The organism is Hyphomicrobium sp., from assembly GCF_020852195.1.
Lineage (GTDB): Bacteria > Pseudomonadota > Alphaproteobacteria > Rhizobiales > Hyphomicrobiaceae > Hyphomicrobium_C.
In genome coordinates this window covers 1-20,145 of record NZ_JADZBI010000072.1, presented here as the reverse complement: position 1 = coordinate 20,145, position 20,145 = coordinate 1, and the positions used below count along the sequence as shown (strand labels likewise).

Annotated in this window: 20 protein-coding genes and 1 pseudogene; 13 read left to right on the top strand and 8 right to left on the bottom strand. The window is 68.2% G+C overall.

What is annotated here, in order from left to right:
* The 5 genes from IT540_RS05725 to IT540_RS05705 form a co-directional block, all read left to right on the top strand.
* Positions 1–507 (top strand): NAD kinase (locus IT540_RS05725; protein ID WP_291174380.1); only part of this gene is annotated, 507 nt, incomplete at its 5' end.
* Positions 508–664: 157 nt separating this feature from the next.
* Positions 665–1,681, top strand: a complete 1,017-nt coding sequence (locus IT540_RS05720; protein ID WP_291174379.1) for a dihydrodipicolinate synthase family protein — start codon at positions 665–667, stop codon at positions 1,679–1,681.
* Between the two features lie 138 nt (positions 1,682–1,819).
* Positions 1,820–2,227 carry a hypothetical protein gene (locus IT540_RS05715; RefSeq protein ID WP_291174377.1) on the top strand — a complete coding sequence of 136 codons (408 nt, stop codon included), beginning with the start codon at positions 1,820–1,822 and terminating at the stop codon, positions 2,225–2,227.
* 9 nt (positions 2,228–2,236) lie between these two features.
* Entirely contained in the window at positions 2,237–2,512 is a 276-nt protein-coding gene (locus IT540_RS05710; RefSeq protein ID WP_291174375.1) for a hypothetical protein, read from the top strand.
* Complete coding sequence (locus IT540_RS05705; protein ID WP_291174373.1) at positions 2,509–2,727, top strand: DUF2188 domain-containing protein; 219 nt, start codon at positions 2,509–2,511, stop codon at positions 2,725–2,727. Before IT540_RS05710 ends, IT540_RS05705 begins: the two co-directional genes overlap by 4 nt.
* 15 nt (positions 2,728–2,742) lie before the next feature.
* On the opposite strand, the gene IT540_RS05700 is transcribed toward IT540_RS05705, so the two are convergent.
* Entirely contained in the window at positions 2,743–3,315 is a 573-nt protein-coding gene (locus tag IT540_RS05700) for a nitroreductase (RefSeq protein WP_291174371.1), read from the bottom strand.
* 104 nt (positions 3,316–3,419) lie between these two features.
* On the opposite strand from IT540_RS05700, the gene IT540_RS05695 reads away from it, so the two are divergent.
* Complete coding sequence (locus tag IT540_RS05695; RefSeq protein WP_291174369.1) at positions 3,420–5,411, top strand: VWA domain-containing protein; 1,992 nt, start codon at positions 3,420–3,422, stop codon at positions 5,409–5,411.
* 83 nt (positions 5,412–5,494) lie between these two features.
* Entirely contained in the window at positions 5,495–6,460 is a 966-nt protein-coding gene (locus IT540_RS05690; RefSeq protein ID WP_291174367.1) for a hypothetical protein, read from the top strand.
* Between the two features lie 202 nt (positions 6,461–6,662).
* Here IT540_RS05690 and IT540_RS05685 read toward each other — a convergent pair whose 3' ends face one another.
* A complete protein-coding gene (locus IT540_RS05685; RefSeq protein ID WP_291174365.1) occupies positions 6,663–7,247 on the bottom strand; it encodes a hypothetical protein in 585 nt (194 codons plus the stop codon).
* 40 nt (positions 7,248–7,287) lie between these two features.
* Entirely contained in the window at positions 7,288–8,343 is a 1,056-nt protein-coding gene (locus IT540_RS05680; RefSeq protein ID WP_291174363.1) for an amino acid ABC transporter substrate-binding protein, read from the bottom strand.
* Between the two features lie 305 nt (positions 8,344–8,648).
* Between IT540_RS05680 and metC the strand changes: the two genes are divergently transcribed.
* From metC to IT540_RS05665, 3 genes are all read left to right on the top strand, one after another.
* Positions 8,649–9,839 carry a cystathionine beta-lyase gene (metC, locus tag IT540_RS05675; protein ID WP_291174361.1) on the top strand — a complete coding sequence of 397 codons (1,191 nt, stop codon included), beginning with the start codon at positions 8,649–8,651 and terminating at the stop codon, positions 9,837–9,839.
* A 124-nt stretch (positions 9,840–9,963) separates the two neighbouring features.
* A complete protein-coding gene (locus IT540_RS05670; protein WP_291174359.1) occupies positions 9,964–10,596 on the top strand; it encodes a TetR/AcrR family transcriptional regulator in 633 nt (210 codons plus the stop codon).
* Positions 10,593–11,843, top strand: a complete 1,251-nt coding sequence (locus tag IT540_RS05665) for a patatin-like phospholipase family protein (RefSeq protein ID WP_291174357.1) — start codon at positions 10,593–10,595, stop codon at positions 11,841–11,843. Before IT540_RS05670 ends, IT540_RS05665 begins: the two co-directional genes overlap by 4 nt.
* Before the next feature lie 54 nt (positions 11,844–11,897).
* Here IT540_RS05665 and IT540_RS05660 read toward each other — a convergent pair whose 3' ends face one another.
* Entirely contained in the window at positions 11,898–13,487 is a 1,590-nt protein-coding gene (locus IT540_RS05660; protein ID WP_291174355.1) for a peptide MFS transporter, read from the bottom strand.
* Positions 13,488–13,837: 350 nt separating this feature from the next.
* On the opposite strand from IT540_RS05660, the gene adh reads away from it, so the two are divergent.
* The 3 genes from adh (at position 13,838) to IT540_RS05645 (ending at position 16,599) form a co-directional block, all read left to right on the top strand.
* Positions 13,838–15,358, top strand: coding sequence for an aldehyde dehydrogenase (adh, locus tag IT540_RS05655; protein WP_291174353.1), 1,521 nt, complete (start codon positions 13,838–13,840; stop codon positions 15,356–15,358).
* Between the two features lie 223 nt (positions 15,359–15,581).
* Positions 15,582–16,184, top strand: a complete 603-nt coding sequence (locus IT540_RS05650; protein WP_291174351.1) for a cysteine hydrolase family protein — start codon at positions 15,582–15,584, stop codon at positions 16,182–16,184.
* A 16-nt stretch (positions 16,185–16,200) separates the two neighbouring features.
* Positions 16,201–16,599 (top strand): DUF779 domain-containing protein, encoded by a 399-nt coding sequence (locus IT540_RS05645; RefSeq protein ID WP_291174349.1) that lies wholly within the window; start codon positions 16,201–16,203, stop codon positions 16,597–16,599.
* A gap of 213 nt (positions 16,600–16,812) precedes the next feature.
* Here IT540_RS05645 and IT540_RS05640 read toward each other — a convergent pair whose 3' ends face one another.
* The 4 genes and pseudogenes from IT540_RS05640 to IT540_RS05625 form a co-directional block, all read right to left on the bottom strand.
* Positions 16,813–17,283: a cupredoxin domain-containing protein gene (locus IT540_RS05640; protein ID WP_291174346.1), complete on the bottom strand. Its 471-nt coding sequence runs from the start codon at positions 17,281–17,283 to the stop codon at positions 16,813–16,815.
* 236 nt (positions 17,284–17,519) lie between these two features.
* Positions 17,520–17,729: pseudogene (locus IT540_RS05635) on the bottom strand (formate dehydrogenase subunit delta); the annotation flags it as partial.
* The gene (gene fdhD, locus IT540_RS05630) at positions 17,713–18,570 is read right to left on the bottom strand and encodes a formate dehydrogenase accessory sulfurtransferase FdhD (RefSeq protein ID WP_291174344.1); all 858 of its coding nucleotides are present in this window, start codon (positions 18,568–18,570) and stop codon (positions 17,713–17,715) included. The gene fdhD and the pseudogene IT540_RS05635, both read right to left, overlap by 17 nt.
* 5 nt (positions 18,571–18,575) lie before the next feature.
* The coding region (locus IT540_RS05625; protein WP_291174343.1) for a molybdopterin-dependent oxidoreductase at positions 18,576–20,145 on the bottom strand (1,570 nt) is incomplete at its 5' end.

Below are 20,145 nucleotides of genomic sequence, written 5' to 3'. Positions count from 1 at the left end.
GCCGAGATCAGCCGCGTGCATCCGCTCTCCATGGGCGCCTACGACGCGCAGGGCAAGGCCAGCAAGGCGCTCGCCATCAACGAGGTGTCGCTGTTCCGCGAGAGCTTCCAGGCGGCGAAGCTCCGCATCTCCATCGACGGCAAGGTGCGCATGGAGGAGCTCATCTGTGACGGCGTGCTGGTGGCAACGCCGGCCGGCTCGACGGCCTACAACCTGTCGGCGCATGGGCCGATCCTGCCCATCAACGCGCCCTTGCTGGCGCTGACGCCGATCAGTCCGTTCCGCCCGCGCCGCTGGCGCGGGGCGCTGCTTCCCAACAAGGCGCGCATCAGCGTGGCGGCGCTCGAGACCGAGAAGCGTCCGGTGAGCGCGGTGGCGGACGCGACCGAGATGCGCAACGTGGTCCGCGTCGAGATCGAGCAGGCGCGCACCATCGACCTCTACATGATGTTCGACCCCGGCCATAACCTCGACGAGCGCATCCTCGCCGAGCAGTTCCGGTACTGAGGCGGAGGAGAGGTCTGAGGGCAACACGTCATTGTTGAAGTAGGCACGCGCGACGTGCCGGCGGCAGGATCCTCGCGCCTCGGCGCCAGGACTGGACCGACGGCACGGCGCGAAGCACAAGCACCTCGACCGAAGGTGCGGACAGGGAGGGATGAACATGTCCGAGCACAAGCAGACGGAGCGCGGCGGCTACCCGCTCTGGGTTCCCAACCTCACGCACTTCAAGCCCGGTGCGCCGGGCGGCGTGGACCAGAATCGCATTGCGGCCCAGATCGCGCATCTGCGGCCTCACGTCAGCCGGTTTCTGCTGGCCGGTTCCACGGGGGACGGCTGGGAGATCGACGATACCGCCTTCGCGGCGCTGATCGAGCTTGCGCAGGATGGCACCGTGTTTCCGGGGGAGACGCGCCTCATGTTCGGCGCGCTGCGTCCCACGACGGATGCCGTCATCGCGCGGGCGCGCCTGGTCGAGGAGCGGCTCGCCAAAGGACCCAAGCTCGCGGCCCAGGCCGTCGGGCACGCGGTGTGTCCGCCCGTCGAGCCCGGCGCGTCGCAAGAGACGATCCTCGATCACTACCGGCGTGTTCTGCGCGAAACCGAGATGCCGATCGCCGTCTACCAGCTGCCGCAGGTGACGCAGTGTGCGATCAGCGTCGAGACCATGCGTGCGCTCGCCGATGAGCCGAAGGTCGTCATGTTCAAGGACTCGAGCGGCGAAGACGCCGTGGCCAAGGCCGGAGCGACCAAGGGCGTCCTGGCGTTGCGCGGCGCGGAAGGGCGCTACAGCGCGTGGGTGGCGCCGGACGGCCCTTACGACGGCTGGCTGCTCAGCTCGGGGAATTCCGTGCCGGAGCTCCTGGATGCAACCGCACGGCACCTCGCAAGCGGCGAAACGGCGGCCGCCGCAGAGGCTTCGGCGAAGGCGTCGCAGATTGTCGATCGGCTTTTTGCCGCCGCCGCGCCGCTGACGTTCGGCAACGCGTTCTCCAACGCCAATCGCGCGGCCGACCATATCCGCGCCTGGGGTCCCAAGTGGCGCGCGGTGGAGCCGCCGCTTACGGCGAGCGGCAATCGGTTGCCCGAGACCCTGCTCGCGGAGGCGGATGCAATCCTGAAGGACGGCGGCATCGACGTCACGTCAGGCTACCTCGACGCCGAAGGCGTTTCGGTTTGATCCTCCCTGCAGCGCTGTCCTCGGGCCGGAAAGGTGGACATTTCGCTTGGGAGCGCCCATATAATGATCATCACCGGAGATCATCTGGCGACGGTGACTGAGAGATGCTTGTGCTCCCGCCGGATTGGAGCACAGCCAATGCCCTTCGATCAAAAACCTGTCGGCTTCGGTCCTGACGCATTGCGGCTGCTTGATGTCGCCATGACCAAGCTGTGGCTCGAGCAAGTCGCAGTCGGTGCATCGCAGAGCGGCGCCGACCCGGCACTTCGAGACCTTCTGTGGGACCAGGTGGCACGTCTCGATGCACTTGGCGTTCAACGCGCGACAAAGCGAACAACTTCCTCGGAGGCTGGAATGGAAGGGCACAAATTCAGGGTCGGCCAGCGGGTGCTCTATGATCCACCTCGCAGGACGACAGGCTCAGCCGTGTTCACGGTGGTCAGGCTGCTGCCTCCTGAAGGAGGCGAGCGGACGTATCGGATCAAATCCACCGAAGAGAACTTCGAGCGTGCCGCAAAGGAACGCGAGCTGACGAGCTCGGCCTAGGAGGATAGCATGACGACGCGTTTCGACTTCGACGCGCCTGCCGAGCTGTTTCCGACCGCGAGCCGCGGCTTTCGCCGGAAAGTCGTGTCCTACAGACGCTTCGATACGGCGGCCGCGGCTATCCGCTATGCGATCGAAGAGCTTGAGCCCGACAAGCTCACAGGGGCTGTGCTCGAAGTCAACGAAGAGCGCTTCGACGACGCGGCCATCCGGAACCTGTACGCCAGCGACGGCTTTCCGCTTCAGCGAGGGAAGGCCCATCTTCAGGATGGGGGCAAGCAGTGACGCGCGATTTTCACGTTCACGCACAAAAAGGCGGAGAGTGGATCGTCGTTCGACAATGCGGCCTACCACTCGCCTCTTTCCGGCGGCGCGTTGTTGCCGAAGCCTACGGGCGTGCGCTCGCGCACCGCGCGAAGGTTGCGCTGATCGTGCACCACGAGGCAGACAAGCAGGTGCGCTATTCGAAAGCCGAGCTCACCTACTCCGTAACGCTGTGAGGCAGGCGCGTCGCCTCACGGCTGCCAGCGCGTGACGATGTCGGCAAGGTTCGGGCGCTCGCGCTCCTCGGGCTTCTCCATCGGGGTGCCGACGTGGACGAAGCCCGCGATGCGCTCGTTCTCGGCGAGGCCCAGCTTCTCGTGCACGAACGGGCTGTAGGCGATCCACTCGGTGAGCCAGGACGTGCCGGAGCCGAGGGCGTTGGCGGCGAGGCAGAGATTGAACGCGGCGGCGCCGGAGGAGAGGATCTGCTCCCACTCCGGAGCGCCGGGTCGCTTCGAGACGCGCGAGACCACGGCCACGACCAGAGGCGCGCGCAGGAAGCGGCCGCGCTCGGTCTCGAGGCGGACATGCGAAGGCTCCTTCTCCTCGGCCGCGCAGGCGGCGGCGAACAACTCGCCGGCGGCGGCGCGCGCGTCGCCCTCGAACACGATGAAGCGCCAGGGCACGAGCTTTTTGTGGTCGGGCACGCGAGCGGCGATGGTCAGGATCCGATCCAGCTCCTCCCCCGAGGGGGCCGGCTCGCGAAGGCGGTCGGGCTTCACGGAGCGGCGGGTTGCAAGGGCCTCGATCAGAGCGTCATTCATTGCGCATATTTCCATTCCATTGCACGTTGCCGGCCTCGCTAACGCATGTGCGGCTCTGATACAATCTCCCCCGTCGCCCGCGCCGAAGAACGGACCCACGCCCGATGCCCGACCTTCGCCCTTTCGCCCGCCTTTTCCTGGCCGCGCTTGCGCTGACGCTCGCCGCGCGGCCCTCCGCCGCAGAGGACGCGGGTGCCCACGGCCCGCTCGTCGTCGTGCTCGACGGCTCGGGCTCTATGTGGGGCAACATCCCCGGCGAGCGGCCGGCGAAGTTCGATCTCGCGCGCCAGGCACTGCGCCAATCGCTCTCCAGCCTTTCGCCGCAGGTCCGGCTCGGGCTCATGTCGTTCGGCCAACGCCGGCGCGCCGACTGCAGCGACGTCGAGGTGCTGGCACCGCCCGAGGCCGGCCCGCCCGAGCGCATCCTTTCCATCGCCGACAAGCTCAACCCGAAAGGCAAGGGGCCGCTCTCGCTTGCCCTGAGAGAGGCCGCCAAGCAGATCCCGGCGGATACGGCCGGCAGCATCATCGCCATCCACGACGGCATGGACAACTGCGCGCAGGACCCGTGCGCAGTGGCGGCGGACATCGCCACGACCAACCCCAAGACGCGCATCTTCCTGATCGGCTTCGCGCTCGACAAGACCGACGCGCGCCACCTCGTCTGCGTCGGGGCCGCGACCAAGGGCAAGGTGATCCAGGCCCAGGACTCGACCCAGCTCGCCGACGCGATCTCGGAGGCGCTGACACTCGCCGACCTGGCGCGCGTGGACCCGGAAACGGGCGTCGCGGTGCCGGCGCCGCAGGCCGCCACGCCGCCGCAGCCGGCCGGGGCGCCGGGCCTCAGCCTCACCGCCGCGCTCGCGGCCGAGGGCAAGCCGCTGGCGGCCGCCATCGGGTGGACCGTGGCCAAGGCCGAGGCGCCGGACGTGGTCGTGGCGCACGCGCACGCGCGGGAGCTGGCGGTCGATCTCGCGCCTGGCTCCTACGTGGTCGAGGCGAAGCTCGGGCAGGCCTCGGTGCGGCAGACGCTCGAGGTCAAGGCCGAAGGGCCGACCGTGGCCAAGCTCTCGCTGGGCGCCGGCGTGCTGAACCTCAAGGCGCAGGCCGACAAGGAGGGGACGGCGCTCGCCCATCCCCTCGTCACCATCTTCGCCAAGGACGGCGCGGACGGGGCCACGCAGCGCCCGGTCTGGATCGGGCGGGAGGCGGCGACGCAGCTCGTGCTGCCGGCCGGCACCTATCTCGTGCGCGTCGAGGACGGCCTTGCGCAGCAGACCACGGAGACGCGCCTCGCGGAAGGCGCGGGCGTGGACGTGCATCCGGTGCTCGGCACCGGGCAGCTCGCGCTCAGCGCCGTCTCCGCGGCGAACGGAGCGCCGCTTAAGGAGGTCACCTACACGATCGAGGAGGACGATCCCGATTCGCCGCAGGGACGGCGCGAGGTGGCGCGCACGGCCGATCCGGCGGCAACTTTCACGCTGCCGGCGGGGACGTACTACGTGGCGGCCCGCTCGGGTGCCGCGGAGGTACATGAGCGCATCGCGCTCGGCAGCGGCGCGACGATCCGGCATGTGGCGACCCTCAACCTCGTCAGCATCACGGTGAATGTCACGGTGGCCGCGCCCGAAGGGACGGCGGACAGCGCGTCCGCGCCCGTATCCCCATCCGCGCTGCCGATCGTCATCCGCATCCTGAGCGAGGCCGGGCAATCGGGCGAGATCGGCCGGGCACACGGGGCAACTAGCACCTTCCAGTTGCCGCCGGCCCGCTACAGGGTCGAGGCGGAGGTGATGGGCCTCAACGTCAAGGCGGCCGGCATCATCGACCTCACCACCGGCCGCGGCGGCAGCGTGGCGCTGAAGCTTGAGCAGGGCGAGGTCTCCATCAATGCCGGGGCGGCGTCCGGGCGCCATTGGCGCATCAAGGACAGCGACGGGCGGACGGTGATGCACGCCGGTCGCAGCGACGCGGGGACGGCCCGGCTGGCGCCCGGCCGCTACGTGCTGCTGACGGACGTCGGGGACAAGCGGATCGAGCAGGCATTCGACCTCAAGTCCGGCGAGCGGCGCCAGCTCACGCCGGGAGCGCCCTGACTTGCCATACTTCGACCACGGTCTGGGGGTCTGCAGGCCAGACCGGCTCGACGAATCTCACGCATGCGCACAGCCTGGCAGCCATGGACAAGACTGAAACCCTGAACATTCCGGGACACGGGTGGAGACGGCGCGGCGCGGCGCTGCTCGCGCTCGCGCTTGGGGCCGGCGTCCTTGCCGACACCGCGCCGGCGCAATCTCCGGCGGACTGGCTCACCGGCCTGCAGGGACAAGGCGCCGCGCCGGGCGCGGGTGCAGAATCCGCCGACGTCGAGCAGCCCGTGGAGACGGCGCACGTCAGCATGGTGGCGCGCCTCACGGCGGACGGCGAGGAGATCGCGGAGGGGCTCGTCTGGCGCGTGTTCTGGCATCCGCCCGGAGACGCGGGACGCCCGACGCTGATCGCCACCAAGCAGGATGCGCGTCCGACCTTCAAGCTCAGGGTGGGCGACTATGTCGTCAACGCCGCGCTTGGGCGCGCGCACATCACGCGGCGGATCACGGTCAAGGGCGGCGAGGAAAACCCGGCGGCCGAGGAGTTCGTGCTCAACGCCGGCGGGCTCAGGCTCAAGGCGCTCGTGGCCGGCGCGGAGGCGCCGAGCAACACGGTGAGCTATGCGATCTACTCCGACCGCGACCAGACGGACAACCGCCGCCTCGTGATCTCGGCGGCGCGGCCCAATCTCGTGATCCGGCTCAACGCCGGCATCTACCACATCGTCTCCACATATGGAGACTGCAACGCGGTCGTGAAAAGCGACGTTACCGTCGAGGCGGGAAAACTCACCGAGGCGACGGTCACGCATTCGGCCGCCAAGGCAACGTTCAAGCTCGTGCAGCGCGCGGGCGGCGAGGCGCTGCCCGACACGCAGTGGACCATCCAGACGCCGCAGGGCGAGGAGATCAAGGAGAGCGTCGGCGCGCTGCCGACGCATATCCTGGCACCGGGCAGCTATACCGTCGTCGCCAAATCGCAGGGGCGCGAGTTCCAGCGTGAGATCACGCTCGCCAACGGCGAGACGGCGCAGGTCGAGCTGGTGATGAACTGAGGCGCCCGCGCTCTACCCCACCCACGGCAATCCATGTGTCATCTCAGCCGAGCACCGCCGCGGCAGCGTCGGCGCGCAGAGCCGGGACCCAAGGGGGCACGCAATGCATTTGGCCGCGGCTCACCAGTGGCTCCTGCGTCCCGGATCGGCGCTAGCGCGCCGTCTGAGATGACAGGGGGTTGGGCGAGGAGAGCCGCCTCTCTCAAAAGTCGTTCAGCACCCAGTCGGTCGGGCAGCCGTGCTGACGCATCAGACGCTCGGTCTCGCCGAGCCGTGCCTCCGACTTCTGCTCGTGGAACAGGGCGCGCGCCATCTGCCAGTGCTCGCAGGCGGTCGTGAGGTCGCCGGCGGCACGCGCGATCTCCGCAAGCTCGAACCGCGCCTCGGCCTGGACCGCGGCGTCGCGGGCCTTGGCGGCGGCGCGAACGCTCGAGCGCAGGTACCCGGCGGCCTGCTCGGTGCGCCCCTCCGCTATCTCGGCGCGCGCGAAGGCCAGGAAGTGGCCGGCAAGGGCCCCGTGATCGCGCGCGGCCTCCGCCGTGGCGATGCGGCCGGCCCAATCGACTGGCTCCGCCTTTTCGGCAACGGGCAGCGGCACGTCGGCAGCGGGGATGGCGCGCAGCGCCTCGGCCTTCTGCCGCGGGGCCTTCGGCCGGGACCACGGCCGCATCCAGACGATCAGGATCAGGAGCGCGACGAACGGCGCCAGCAGGACGATGGTGGCGGGGAGCCCTTCGAGCTCGATCGCGGCGGCGGCCAGGATGCCTGCAGCGACGATGCCAATCACACGCAACCCCTCCTCGATGCGCCCGACACGGCGCCCCTCATCAGCGCAGCGGCCCCGCAGACATGAGGCCGCCCCGCGTCCAAAGATTATTGACACCGCGCTCCAGCGCCAGCGGCGATTTGAGGCCGATGTTGCGCTCGAACAGCTCGCCGTAGTTGCCGACCTGCCTCACGAGCTCGAAGCTCCACTCGCGCTTCAGGCCCATGGCCTGGCCGAGGTCGGCCTCGACGCCCAGGAAGCGGCGGACGTCGACATTCGGCGAGGCGCGCAACGCCTCCGCGTTCTGACTCGTGATGCCGAGCTCCTCGGCGGCGATGAGCGCGGCCAGCGTCCAGCGAACCACGGAGAACCACTGCTCGTCTCCCTGGCGGACGACGGGGCCCAGCATCTCCTTGCTGATCAGCTCCGGCATCAGCACATGCTCGGCCGGCGTCACGAGACGGCTGCGCTCGGCGGCGAGCACCGTCATGTCGCCGGTGAGCACGGTGCAGACGCCGTCGGCGTAGGCCTTCACGGCATCCGTCCAGCGCGCGGCGGCGACGAGCTGGTAGCGCATCTTGCGGGACTGGAAGTAGGTCTCGACTCCCTGCGCGGCGCCGGTTTCGCCGACCACGCAGACCGATACACCCGACAGCTCGAGCACGCTCGCGACCGCATAGCCGCGCCGGATCAGGAAGCCCTGGCCGTCGTGGAACAGCGTGTCCGCGTAGCGGACGCCAAGCTCGGTGTCACGCGACAGCGTGCGGCCGTTGGCGCGCGGCAGAAGATCGACCTCGCCTGCGGTCAGCGCCTGGAACCGGTTGGCGGGCGTCACCACGCGATACTTGACCGCGCCCTTGTCGCCCAGGACGGCGGCGGCAACGGCCGCGCAGAAGTCGGTGTCGAGGCCGGACCAGGTGCCGTCCGCGGCGACGGACGCAAACCCCGGCATGCCTTCCGAGACGCCGCAAACGAGGTGGCCACGCGTGCGAACGTCGTCGAGCGTCGCGGCCGATGCGGCGGGCGTGACCAGGGCCGCGACGGCCACAGCCATGGCCCAGGTGGCCCAGGCCGGACGCGTCCTCCTGCCATGGCGGCTCGGAACACGCTCTGGCATCTGGCGATCAGCCCTCACGGGTGCGAGCCTCCGGGTCGATAGAGCTTCAGCGGCGGGGACAGGCGGCCGGCGGGCACAACCGATGGTGAGCCGGCGCTGCGTTCGTGAACCGTCGCGGGCGCGACGTCGTACGTCGTTACGGACCCAGCATCGCGCTCGCACGCCGAGCATGCCGCTCCGCCGTCGTCACACATCCCGCGTTGCGCCCTGATGGTCAAGCCCTTGACCGAGGTTGGAAGTTGCGTCAAAGGGCGCTACCCAAGCGCCAGCACCGGACTCCTCTCGATACCGAGGATCTTGATCGCATGACGAAACCGAACAAGGGCACGGGCAAGACCCGCCATCCCGCGACGGCCATTCTGCACAGCGGGCGCAATCCCGCGGACCAGCACGGCTTCGTCAACGCGCCGGCCTACCGCGGCTCAACGGTGCTTTTCCCGACGCTCGACGAGCTGGATGCCTACGAGCGCCAGCCGTTCCGCTACGGACGCTACGGCACCCCCACGACGGTGGCGCTGGAGACGGCGCTCACTGAGCTCGAGGGGGGAGAGCGCACGCTGCTGACGCCTTCGGGCTACCAGGCCGTGACCACGGCCATCCTGGCCTTTGTCGGCGCCGGCGATCACCTGCTGATGGTGGACAGTGTTTATCAACCGACGCGCAAGTTCTGCGACACCCTGCTCGCGCGCCTCGGTGTCACCACCACCTACTACGATCCCCTAATCGGCGGCGGCATCGCCGAGCTGATCCAGCCCAATACGCGCGTGGTGTTCCTGGAAAGCCCCGGCTCGCTCACGTTCGAGATGCAGGACGTGCCGGCCATCGTAAAGGCCGCGCGGGCACGCGACGTCACCGTGCTGATGGACAACACCTGGGCGGGCCCGCTCTACTTCCGCCCGCTGTCGCACGGCGTCGACGTCTCCATTACAGCCTGTACCAAGTACGTCGTCGGGCACGCGGACGCGATGCTCGGCGCCATCACCGCCAACGCACGGACCGCCGGCGCGGTGGAGGCAGCGCGCACCGTGCTCGGAAGCTGCCCTGGCTCGGAGGAAACCTACCTCGGCCTGCGCGGCCTGCGCACGCTTGCCGTGCGGCTCGACCGCCATCAGCGCTCCGCGCTCGAGGTGGCGCGCTGGCTCGGCACGCGGCCCGAGGTCGAGCGCATCCTGCACCCCGCGCTGCCGTCCGACCCTGGGCATGCGCTCTGGAAGGCGCTCTACACCGGCGCCTCGGGACTGTTCTCGGTGATCCTCAAGCCCGCGCCGCGCAAGGCGCTCGCGGCCATGCTCGACGGGCTCGAGCTGTTCGGCATGGGCTACTCGTGGGGCGGCTACGAAAGCCTCATCGTGCCGTTCAATCCGAAGCGCTACCGGACGGCGACGGCGTGGACGGCGGAAGGCCCGGCGCTCAGGTTGCATATCGGGCTCGACGACGTGGGAGACCTGATCGCTGATCTCGAGGCCGGCTTCGCACGCCTCAACGCGGCCCGCTGAACGCTCAGTGATCGGCAAAGCCAACCTCAAGCTGGGCAACAATTTTTCCCGTCTTGCCAATGTAAACTATACGGTTTAGTTTCAGCGCAGTTGCCTTATGGGATCGCGCGTCAGGGGGATGGGCATGACACACGCCGTGGCCGGTGGCCGGCCCTCCCGTGCCGTATCCGCGCAGATCTCCGCAAAGCTCCTGAAGGCCGGCACGCAGCTCTTTCTGAGCCACGGCTACGAGAAGACCAGCATGGATGCCGTCGCCGCCAAGGCCGGCATGTCCAAGCGCACCCTCTACACGCGCTTTCCCGGAAAGGCCGAGCTGTTCGAGGCCGTCGTCGTCGACGTGCTGTCGCGGACGCTGCGGTCGCTGCGGGAGGAGCACACGTTCCACGGGACGCTCGAGGACAACCTCGTCGCGTTTGCGGAAAACCTGCTCGAGAGCGCGCTGGTGCCGGACGTGATCGCGGTCGAGCGCGTCGTCACCGGTGAAGCCAAGCAGTTTCCCGAGCTGGCGGCGCGTCTTCACCAGCGCTTTGCCGACTACATCCTCGACCTTCTCTCGGAGCTGATCGCGCACTTCGAGCCGGAGAGCAAACGCCCGCCGGCCGCCCTGCGCCGGGATGCCGAGATCTTTCTTGCAATGGTGGTTCTGCCGCCGCTGAGGCGGGCCGTGCTGTTCCAGTCCAAGCCCGGCCTCACGGACGAGGATCGCATCGCCATCGCGCGTGCGGCCGAGATCTTCGCAAAGGGAGTGGGCGCGTGACGCGGTGTCTGCCAGCCAACGGGCTCTGTGAGCCGACCTTCTCTGCTCTGCGCACGCTTGCCGGCTGGCTCATGGCGCTGACGCTCGCCGCGGTCGTTTCCGGCTGCGCGACCGTGATGCCGCGCAACGTGCTGCCCGAGAGCCTCGTCGACGAGGCGGAGCTGATCGGCATGCCGGGCATCCGGATCTGGGGCGACGCGTCTGCGCGCGAGCTCGACGGCGCCATCGCCGCGGCCACCTCCAGGGGCGAGGGCATCCGGCCCAGCGCGGTACGGACGGACGTCGTCAACCTGCTCGCGATCTCGGGCGGGGCCGAGGACGGCGCGTTCGGTGCGGGCTTGCTGTCGGGGTGGGGCGCCGCAAAGACGCGACCGCGCTTCGACTACGTTACGGGCGTCAGCGCGGGGGCGCTGATCGCGCCGTTCGCCTTCCTCGGCGCCAAGGGCGACAAGCCGCTGCAGGAAATGTTCACGCGCTACGGGCAATCCGACATCCTGACCGCGAACGTGCTGCCGGGCCTGTTTGGCGGCTCCGCAGTGGCGGACAGCGCACCGCTGGCGCGGCTCATCGACAAATACGTCGACCGCCAGTTCCTGCGCGAGATCGCACGCGAGCGCCGCAAGGGCCGCGTGCTGCTCATCGGCACCACCAACATTGATGCGCAACGGCCGGTGCTTTGGGACATGGGGCGCATCGCCATGAGCGAGCATCGCGAGGCGTTGCCTCTGTTCCGCAAGGTCCTGCTGGCGTCAGCCTCGGTGCCCGGCGCCTTTCCTCCCGTGCGATTCAAGGTGCGCGCGGGCGGACAAACCTACGAGGAGATGCACGTCGACGGCGGCATCACGCAGCAGGTGTTCCTGGCGCCGAGCGCGCTGGCGTTCCGAGAGCTCGACCGGATCTTCGGCACTACGGCCTCGCGCCGGCTCTACATCGTGCGCAACGGCAAGATCTCGCCCGAGTGGGAGCCGGTCGAGGAAAAGGTGCTGCCGATCGCACAGCGCTCCATCTCGACGCTGATCAAGAACCAAGGGATCGGCGATCTCTACCGTATGCACGCCACCGCGAGACGCGACGGGATCGATTACAACCTCGCCGCCATCCCCGCCGACTTCACCGTCAAGAGCAACGGGCCGTTCGACCGGTCCTACATGATGGCGTTGTTCGCGGTGGGACAGAAGCTGGGCCGCAACGGCTACCGCTGGCTCAAGGCGCCGCCCGGCCTCGAGGCGGTGGTGAGCCGGGACTAGCGGCTTGTCCTTCCTCCCAGTGTAGGGGGAAGGACGAGACATGACCGAGCGTTCTCAGTTGATGCCGCCCATGAGGCGCTTCACCCACGGCGCCAGCACGAAGAAGACGGCCGCCATCGCAGCGGCAAGGCCGGCCTGCCAGAGGAAGCTCCAGGCCAGGGCGCCGGGATCGGTGGCGGTGAAGTTGCTGCCGAGCACGCCGGCGAGCTTGCTGCCGAGCGCGAAGCCCAGGAGCCAGATGCCGAGCACGAGGCCGACGGCGCGCTTCGGTGCAAGCTTGGTCATGGTGCTGAGACCGACGGGGCTCAGCAGCAGCTCGCCGACCGTCTGCAGGAAGAAGAGGCCGACCAGCCAGAGCGGGCTGATGCGCCCCTCGGCCGTCAGCGTCGCCGCCGGAACCATGAGCAGGAACGAGAGCGCGAGGAAGACGAGCGCGGCGCCGAACTTCACGGGCGTCGACGGCTGGCGGTCGCCGAGCCGCATCCAGAGCGCGGCAAAGAACGGCGCGAGCAGGATCACGAACAGCGGATTGAGCGACTGGAACCACGCCGACGGAAAGGTCCAGCCCGCGATCTCGGAGCGCGTGAGCTGGTCGGCGAACAGCGCGATGGTCAGGCCGGCCTGCTCGAAGATGGCCCAGAACAGGACGGCACCGATCAGCAGCACGAACATGGCGCCGTAGCGGCGGCGCTCCTCGTCCTGCGACAGCCCGAGCCAGAGCGCGAGCGCGGCCGGCACCAGGACATAGGCCCAGCGCAGGAGCTCGAAGCCCGGGCGGTCTGACAGCACGATCAGAGCCATCAGGCCCAGCGTTCCCGCGATGACCGCAACCAGCGTGGAGAGCACGCTGCGTCCCTCCCACGTCGTGAAGGAGAGCCAGGGAGAGGGGGGTTCCCGGACGGCGGTCGTCGGGCTCTGGCCATGCCGCGGTTCTTCCCTGCCAGGGGGTGGGGACCGGCCGGCAAGGTCGCGGCCGAAGAGGAGCAGGATCGCGAGGCCGAGAACCATGCCGATGCCGGCCGCGGCGAAGCCCCAGTGCCAGCTCGCCAACGGGTCCAAGCCCTGGGCGGCGAGCCACGCCTTCATCGGCGCGCTCTGGGCCAGGAAACCCGTGACCAGCGGCGCGAAGAAGCCGCCGACGTTGATGCCCATGTAGAACAGCGAGAAGCCCGCATCGCGGCGGGTATCCTCGGCGCCGTAGAGCGTGCCGACGAGCGCGCTGACGCTGGGCTTGAACAGGCCCGTGCCGAGGACGACCAGGATCAGGCCCGCATAGAATGCGGTCATATCGGCGACGGCGAGGGTGAAATGCCCGGCGGCGATGACGATGCCGCCGATAATGACCGCCCGCCAGAGGCCAAGGAAGGTATCGGCCGCGACGCCGCCGGGGATCGACAGCAGGTAGACGGCCATCGTGTAGTTGCCGTAGATCAGCGCCGCCTCGGCCGGCGTGAAGCCGAGGCCGCCCTCCGTGACCGGCGCCACCATGAACAGGACCAGGAGCGCGCGCATCCCGTAGTAGGAGAAGCGCTCCCACATCTCGGCGAAGAAAAGCACGCCGAGGCCGCGCGGATGCCCGGCAAGCCCCAGCCATGACAGCACGCCGCCCCGAGGCGGGCCAAGGCTCACGTCCCGATCGCTCATGGCGAAAGTGTCTGCGAGGCGCGCCCGGCCTTCAAGGATAACTTTTCAGCTTCTCCGGCCACCATCGCTGCCGCCGTGCCCGGAATCCGGGCGTCGGCGCGGCGCGGAAACGATGAGGGCCAGATGCTCCGCGGGGTGGTCCGACGGACTTAATGTTCCCACATTCAGCACCGAAAAATTTCGCCCGGATTGATGGGGATCACGGCGTGAGTGCCAGCTTTCTAGGACCTTAGGCGAATAGACGCGCTACACCCGTCTCTCTAAGTAAGCTCAACGCTATCCATAACAGAAAATAACCAGGGCGCGTCTCCGCCGCTCACCTGGATGCATCCCCCACAGGAGGAAAACTCATGATACAACAAGCCCTGAATGAACTTTCCCAGCAGATCCGCATTCGCCCCCGCTACGACAACTTCATCGGCGGCCAGTGGGTCGCCCCGGTCAAAGGACAATACTTCACTAACCTGACGCCGGTCACCGGCAAGCCGCTCTGCGACGTCGCCCGCTCCACCGCCGAGGATATCGAGCTGGCCCTCGATGCCGCCCACAAGGTCAAGGACGCCTGGGGCAGGACCTCGCCCGCCGAGCGCGCACAGCTCCTCAACAAGATCGCCGACAAGATGGAGAGCAACCTCAAGCTGCTCGCCATGGTCGAGACGCTCGACAACGGCAAGCCGATCCGCGAGACGACCGCCGCCGACCTGCCGCTGGCCGTCGACCATTTCCGCTATTTCGCCGGCTGCGTGCGCGCGCAGGAAGGCTCGATCGCCGAGATCGACCACGACACCGTCGCCTACCACTTCCATGAGCCGCTCGGTGTCGTCGGCCAGATCATCCCCTGGAACTTCCCGCTGCTCATGGCGGTGTGGAAGCTCGCGCCGGCCCTCGCCGCCGGCAACTGCGTGGTGCTCAAGCCCGCCGAGCAGACGCCCATGAGCATCATGGTGCTGATGGACCTCGTCGGCGACATCCTGCCTCCGGGCGTGCTCAACGTCGTCAACGGCTTCGGCATCGAGGCCGGCAAGCCGCTGGCCCAGAACAAGCGCATCGCCAAGGTCGCCTTCACCGGAGAGACGACCACCGGCCGCCTCATCATGCAGTACGCGTCGGAGAACATCATCCCCTGCACGCTCGAGCTCGGCGGCAAGAGCCCCAACATCTTCTTCGGCGACGTTGCCGACGCCGACGACGAGTTCTTCGACAAGGCGCTCGAAGGCTTCACGATGTTCGCGCTCAACCAGGGCGAGGTGTGTACCTGCCCGAGCCGCGCGCTCGTGCACGAGAGCATCTACGACCGCTTCATCGAGCGCGCCGTTGCCCGCGTGCAGAAGATCAAGCAGGGCCACCCACTCGACGCCGCGACCATGATCGGCGCGCAGGCTTCCAACGACCAGCTCGAGAAGATCCTGTCCTACATCAAGATCGGCCGCGACGAGGGCGCGCGCGTGCTCACGGGCGGCGAGCGCGCCATCCTCGATGGTGAGACGGCGGAAGGCTACTACGTCAAGCCGACCATTCTGGAAGGCAACAACAAGATGCGGGTCTTCCAGGAGGAGATCTTCGGACCGGTGGTCTCCGTGACGAAGTTCAAGGACGACGACGAGGCGCTCGCCATCGCCAACGACACGCTCTACGGCCTCGGCGCCGGCGTGTGGACGCGTAACGGCACCCGCGCCTACCGCTTCGGCCGCGCCATCCAGGCGGGCCGCGTGTGGACCAACTGCTACCACCTCTACCCGGCGCACGCCGCGTTCGGTGGCTACAAGCAGTCGGGCATCGGTCGCGAGACGCACAAGATGATGCTCGACCACTACCAGCAGACCAAGAACATGCTGGTTTCCTACAGCCCGAAGGCACTGGGCTTCTTCTAGGATCGTAACGGCCCGGCCAGGCCGTCAGATCCGGTTCCCTCCGAAGCAGCGCGGCCGCACGGCCGCGCTGTTTTCGTCCGAGGGAATGCGGCGCCTTGTGAGATCACGGGCCTCTCCTCCCCCGCATCATGGACGCCCTCGAGGCGCGACCCTGGATGGCCAGGTCAAGCCCGGCCATGACGTTGGGGAGAACTACACTCAAGCACCGAGGACAACTCGACCCATGACCGACGCACGTCCCACGCTCCGCTCGCTGCTCGCGCTGCCCGATACGCCGGCGCCGCTCTCCAAGTCCGCGCTTGTGCTCATCGACTGCCAGAACACCTATCGCGAGGGCGTCATGCAGCTCGAGGGCGTGGAGCCGGCGCTCGAGGCTTGCGCGGCTCTGCTCAAGCGCGCCCGCGACGCCGGGACGCCGGTGATCCACATCCAGCACGATGCCGGACCCGGGACGCCGTACGACACCAAGGCCCCGATCGGGGCCATCGCCGACGTTGTCGCCCCTGCGGCAGGCGAGAAGGTGATCACCAAGGCCTATCCCAGCTCCTTCGAGCAGACCGATCTCGACGCGGAGCTGAAACGGCTCGGCGTCACGGATCTCGTGCTCGCCGGCTTCATGACGCACGTGTGCGTGAACTCGACGGCGCGGGCCGCGTTCAATCATGGCTACCGGCCGACGGTGGTGGCGAACGCGACGGCGACGCGTGCGCTGCCCAACCCGGTCGGCGGCACCCTGCCGGCGGATGCAGTGCACAACGGGGCGCTCGCGGCCTTGGCCGACATCTTCGCAATTGTGGTAGCATCGGGCGAAAAGGTCCCGACCTAGATACCAGGAGGTTCAGATGGTCGAGCGCGTGACGGCGACGCCGGAGGCCCTGGCGATGGTCGAGAAGCTCGCGGGGCTGCATGGGCCGCTCCTGTTCCATCAGTCCGGCGGCTGCTGCGACGGCAGTGCGCCCATGTGCTACCCGCGGGGCGAGTTCCGCGTCGGCGCGCAAGATGTTTACCTGGGCGAGATCGGCGGGCAGCCGTTCTACATGGGCGCGGCGCAGTTCGACTACTGGCAGCACACGCACCTCATCATCGACGTGGTGCCGGGGCGCGGATCGGGCTTTTCGCTCGAGGCGCCGGAGGGCGTGCGGTTCCTCACACGCTCGCGCGTCTACACGGACGCCGAGTACGACGAGTTGGAGAAGCTCGGGCCGCCACCGACGGGCGTGGAGAGGCCGGCGGCGGCCTAGACGCTTTGCCGGCAGCCGATGCTGAATTGCGCCGTCGCACGAGATCCTACTGGCGTGGCGATTGTGGACGCTGGCGTGGGTCCCGGCCTTCGCCGGGATGACGTCTGTTGTGTGGATGCCGTCTGCCTCCTCTCGACGTCATCCCGACGTAGGTCGGGACCCACGCAAGTCTCCGCGCATGCGATGTCCGCCCTGCGGCGCGGCGCCTTCGCGCTACTTCTTCGGGTTGACGATCAGTTCCGAGATCATGGTCGGGAGGTGGGCCGAGCAGATGATGCTGTGGCGGCCCGGCTTGTCGGCCACGAACGTCACCTTGTTCACATGGCCGCGCTTCAGCTCGAAGGTCTGGCCGTAGGCCTCGATCGTGATCGGGTGGCTGGCACCGTTGATGCCCACGAACTCAAGCGTCACCTCGTCGCCCTCGTCGACGAAGATCTGGCGCGGGTCGAAGACGTAGACGGCAACCTCCCAGCGGCCCGTGTCGTCGGGCTTCTTCAGGACGTAGCCGCCGCCCTCGGGCAGGGGGTCCGGGAACTTCTCCTTCTCCACATTGGCACCGCCCTTGGGCTCGACCGCTGTGACGACGAAGTGGCGCTTGGCGGCGAATGCATCGCCGGTCGAGCCGAAAACGAGTGCGCCCAGCGCGAGAAGGGCCAGGGCAAAACGCGGCAATGGCAGGGTCACGACAAGCCTCCTGATTTTTTCCACTGTCGACGGCATACGGCACGCCGTCAACGCCCTGCCCTACGTAAGGACGACGGGCGGCGTCACAAGGGCATGCCTCAGCGGCGGGCGCGCTTGTCCGTTCCGCTGGCCTTGGCTTTCGGCTGCTGAGACGGCTGCGGAACGGGAGCAGCATGGGCGATGCTCTCCGCTACGGCCTTCGCCTCGGCGACCGTCGGCATGCCGTGCATGTCCGCCTTCAGCTTCTGGAGGGCCTTCAGTGTCAGAGGGTCGAGCCCGGCACCGCCTGCATCCAGGTGCGCGAAGATCTGCTTCTTCATGCGCGGCTCCCAGAACATCTTGACGTGATTGGCGATGCCGGCGAGGGCCTTCTCCTCGCCCTGGGCGCGGAAGAATTTGCCGATGTCGTTGGCCATGCGGACCAGCGTGTCAGAGGGGGAGTGCATGCTTCAGGGCCTCCTGGCGATCGCCGTCGCCAGGCTGCGCGGCTAGAGAAATGCGTTCGGGGTGGGTGAAAATCTCGAAGGCGTCGGGCCGCGCGACGGCGACCAGCGTGATGCCCGCCTCTTCAGCAACGCGCAGGGCAAGCGCGGTCGGCGCGGACACGGCGACGACGATCTCGGCGCCGAGCTGGGCGGCCTTCTGCACCATCTCGACGGAGACGCGGCTGGTCAGCACGACGAAGCCCCTGGCCGGGTCGAGGCCGGCCAAGGCGATGGCGCCGACCAGCTTGTCGAGGGCGTTGTGGCGACCGACATCCTCGCGCACGCAGGCGATCACCCCGGCGGACGCATCCCAGAAAGCCGCGCCATGGACGGCGCGCGTCGCCACGTTCAGCGTCTGCGCGGGCGGCAGAGCGGCGAGCGCCTTGTGGATCTCGGCTGCGGTGGTCGCGGCGCCGTGGCTGACTTTGCGCGGCGCCGGCACGGCGGCCTCCAGGCTCTCGACACCGCAAAGGCCGCAGGCGGTCGGGCCGACGATGCGGCGGCGACGCTCGGCATGCTTGCGGCCGCTCGCCGGCTTGAGCCACATGCGGGCCTCGATGCCGTTGTCGTGCTCGACGATCTCGATCTCGCGGATCTCGGCCCGGTCGGCGACGATGCCTTCGGTGAGGGAGAAGCCGACCGCGAAGTCCTCGAGGTCGGCGGGCGTCGCCATCATGACGGCGTGCGTCGAGCCGTCGTAGACGAGCGCGACAGGTACCTCCTCCGGAATGAGCCGGCTCGTCTCCTCCACGCCGGCCCTTGCGACGCGGCGGGACGGAACGCGGCGCGACGTCTCCGCCATGGAGGCTACTCCGCGGCCTCGGCCGGCACGATGCGGCGCGTCAGGTCGGAGAACTCCTCGTACTCCTCCTGATACTCCGTCGGGCCGTTCGAGCGCGCGACCTCGACCGCCGTCACCTTATACTCGGGGCAGTTCGTCGCCCAATCCGAGAAGTCGGTGGTGATAACGTTGGCCTGCGTCATGGGATGATGGAACGTCGTGTAGACGACGCCCGTCGCCACGCGGTCGGTGATGACGGCGCGGAGCGCAGTCTCGCCGGCGCGGCTTCTCACCGCCACCCAGTCGCCGTCCTTGATGCCGCGATGCTCGGCGTCGAACGGGTTGATCTCGAGCACGTCCTCGGGATGCCATGCCGTGTTCGCCGTGCGGCGCGTCTGGGCACCGACGTTGTACTGCGAGAGGATGCGGCCCGTGGTCAGGATGAGCGGGAAGCGGGCGCCGGTGCGCTCGTCGGTCGGCACGTACTCGGTGAGCATAAACTTGCCCTTGCCGCGCACGAACTCGCCCACATGCATGATCGGCGTGCCCTCGGGATGCTCCTCGTTGCACGGCCACTGGACGGAGCCGAGACGGCGGATCTTCTCAAAGGAGACGCCGGTGAATGTCGGGGTCAGCCGCGCGATCTCGTCCATGATCTCGCTCGGGTCCTTGTAGTTCCAACCGAGGCCGAGCTTCTGGGCGATCATCTGCGTGATCTCCCAGTCGGCGTAGCCGTTCTTCGGCGTCATGACCTTGGAGACCATCTGGATGCGCCGCTCGGCGTTGGTGAACGTGCCGTCCTTCTCGAGGAAGGTGCAGCCCGGCAGGAATACGTGCGCGTAGCGGGCGGTCTCGTTCAGGAAGAGATCCTGCACGACGACGCACTCCATGGCCTCGAGGCCAGCCGCGACGTGGTGCGTGTTGGGGTCGGACTGCAGGATGTCCTCGCCCTCGATGTAGATGGCCTTGAACGTGCCCTCGACGGCGGCATCCAGCATGTTGGGGATGCGGAGGCCCGGCTCGGGGTCGAGCTTGCAGTTCCACTCCTTCTCGAACATGGCGCGGGTGGTGGCATCCGAGATGTGCCGGTAGCCGGTCAGCTCGTGCGGGAACGAGGCCATGTCGCATGAGCCCTGCACGTTGTTCTGGCCGCGCAGCGGGTTCACGCCGACGCCAGGACGGCTCATGTTGCCGGTCGCCATGGCGAGGTTGGCGATGGCCATGACGGTGGTCGAGCCCTGCGAGTGCTCGGTGACGCCGAGGCCGTAGTAGATGGCTGCGTTGCCGCCGGTGGCGTAGAGGCGGGCGGCGCCGCGGATCAGCTCGGGCTTCACGCCCGTGTATTTCTCCATGGCCTCGGGCGAGTTGACCTCCTTGGAGACGAACTCGACCCACTCCTGGAACTCGTTCCAGTCGCAGCGCTCGCGCACGAACGCTTCGTTGTAGAGCTTTTCGGTGGCAACTACGTGCGCCATGGCCGTGACGACAGCGACGTTGGTGCCGGGCTGCAGCGCGAGGTGATAGTCGGCCTTGATGTGCGGCGAGCGCACGAGATCGGTCCGGCGGGGATCAACGACAATCAGCCTGGCACCTTCG

Coding starts and splice junctions, on each gene's coding strand:
- IT540_RS05695 (WP_291174369.1), top strand. CDS start 3,420: ATGCCCGACCTTCGCCCTTTCGCCCGCCTTTTCCTGGCCGCGCTTGCG.
- IT540_RS05690 (WP_291174367.1), top strand. CDS start 5,495: ATGGACAAGACTGAAACCCTGAACATTCCGGGACACGGGTGGAGACGG.
- IT540_RS05710 (WP_291174375.1), top strand. CDS start 2,237: ATGACGACGCGTTTCGACTTCGACGCGCCTGCCGAGCTGTTTCCGACC.
- IT540_RS05720 (WP_291174379.1), top strand. CDS start 665: ATGTCCGAGCACAAGCAGACGGAGCGCGGCGGCTACCCGCTCTGGGTT.
- IT540_RS05650 (WP_291174351.1), top strand. CDS start 15,582: ATGACCGACGCACGTCCCACGCTCCGCTCGCTGCTCGCGCTGCCCGAT.
- IT540_RS05660 (WP_291174355.1), bottom strand. CDS start 13,487: ATGAGCGATCGGGACGTGAGCCTTGGCCCGCCTCGGGGCGGCGTGCTG.
- fdhD (WP_291174344.1), bottom strand. CDS start 18,570: ATGGCGGAGACGTCGCGCCGCGTTCCGTCCCGCCGCGTCGCAAGGGCC.
- IT540_RS05715 (WP_291174377.1), top strand. CDS start 1,820: ATGCCCTTCGATCAAAAACCTGTCGGCTTCGGTCCTGACGCATTGCGG.
- adh (WP_291174353.1), top strand. CDS start 13,838: ATGATACAACAAGCCCTGAATGAACTTTCCCAGCAGATCCGCATTCGC.
- IT540_RS05645 (WP_291174349.1), top strand. CDS start 16,201: ATGGTCGAGCGCGTGACGGCGACGCCGGAGGCCCTGGCGATGGTCGAG.
- IT540_RS05670 (WP_291174359.1), top strand. CDS start 9,964: ATGACACACGCCGTGGCCGGTGGCCGGCCCTCCCGTGCCGTATCCGCG.
- IT540_RS05700 (WP_291174371.1), bottom strand. CDS start 3,315: ATGAATGACGCTCTGATCGAGGCCCTTGCAACCCGCCGCTCCGTGAAG.
- IT540_RS05680 (WP_291174363.1), bottom strand. CDS start 8,343: ATGCCAGAGCGTGTTCCGAGCCGCCATGGCAGGAGGACGCGTCCGGCC.
- metC (WP_291174361.1), top strand. CDS start 8,649: ATGACGAAACCGAACAAGGGCACGGGCAAGACCCGCCATCCCGCGACG.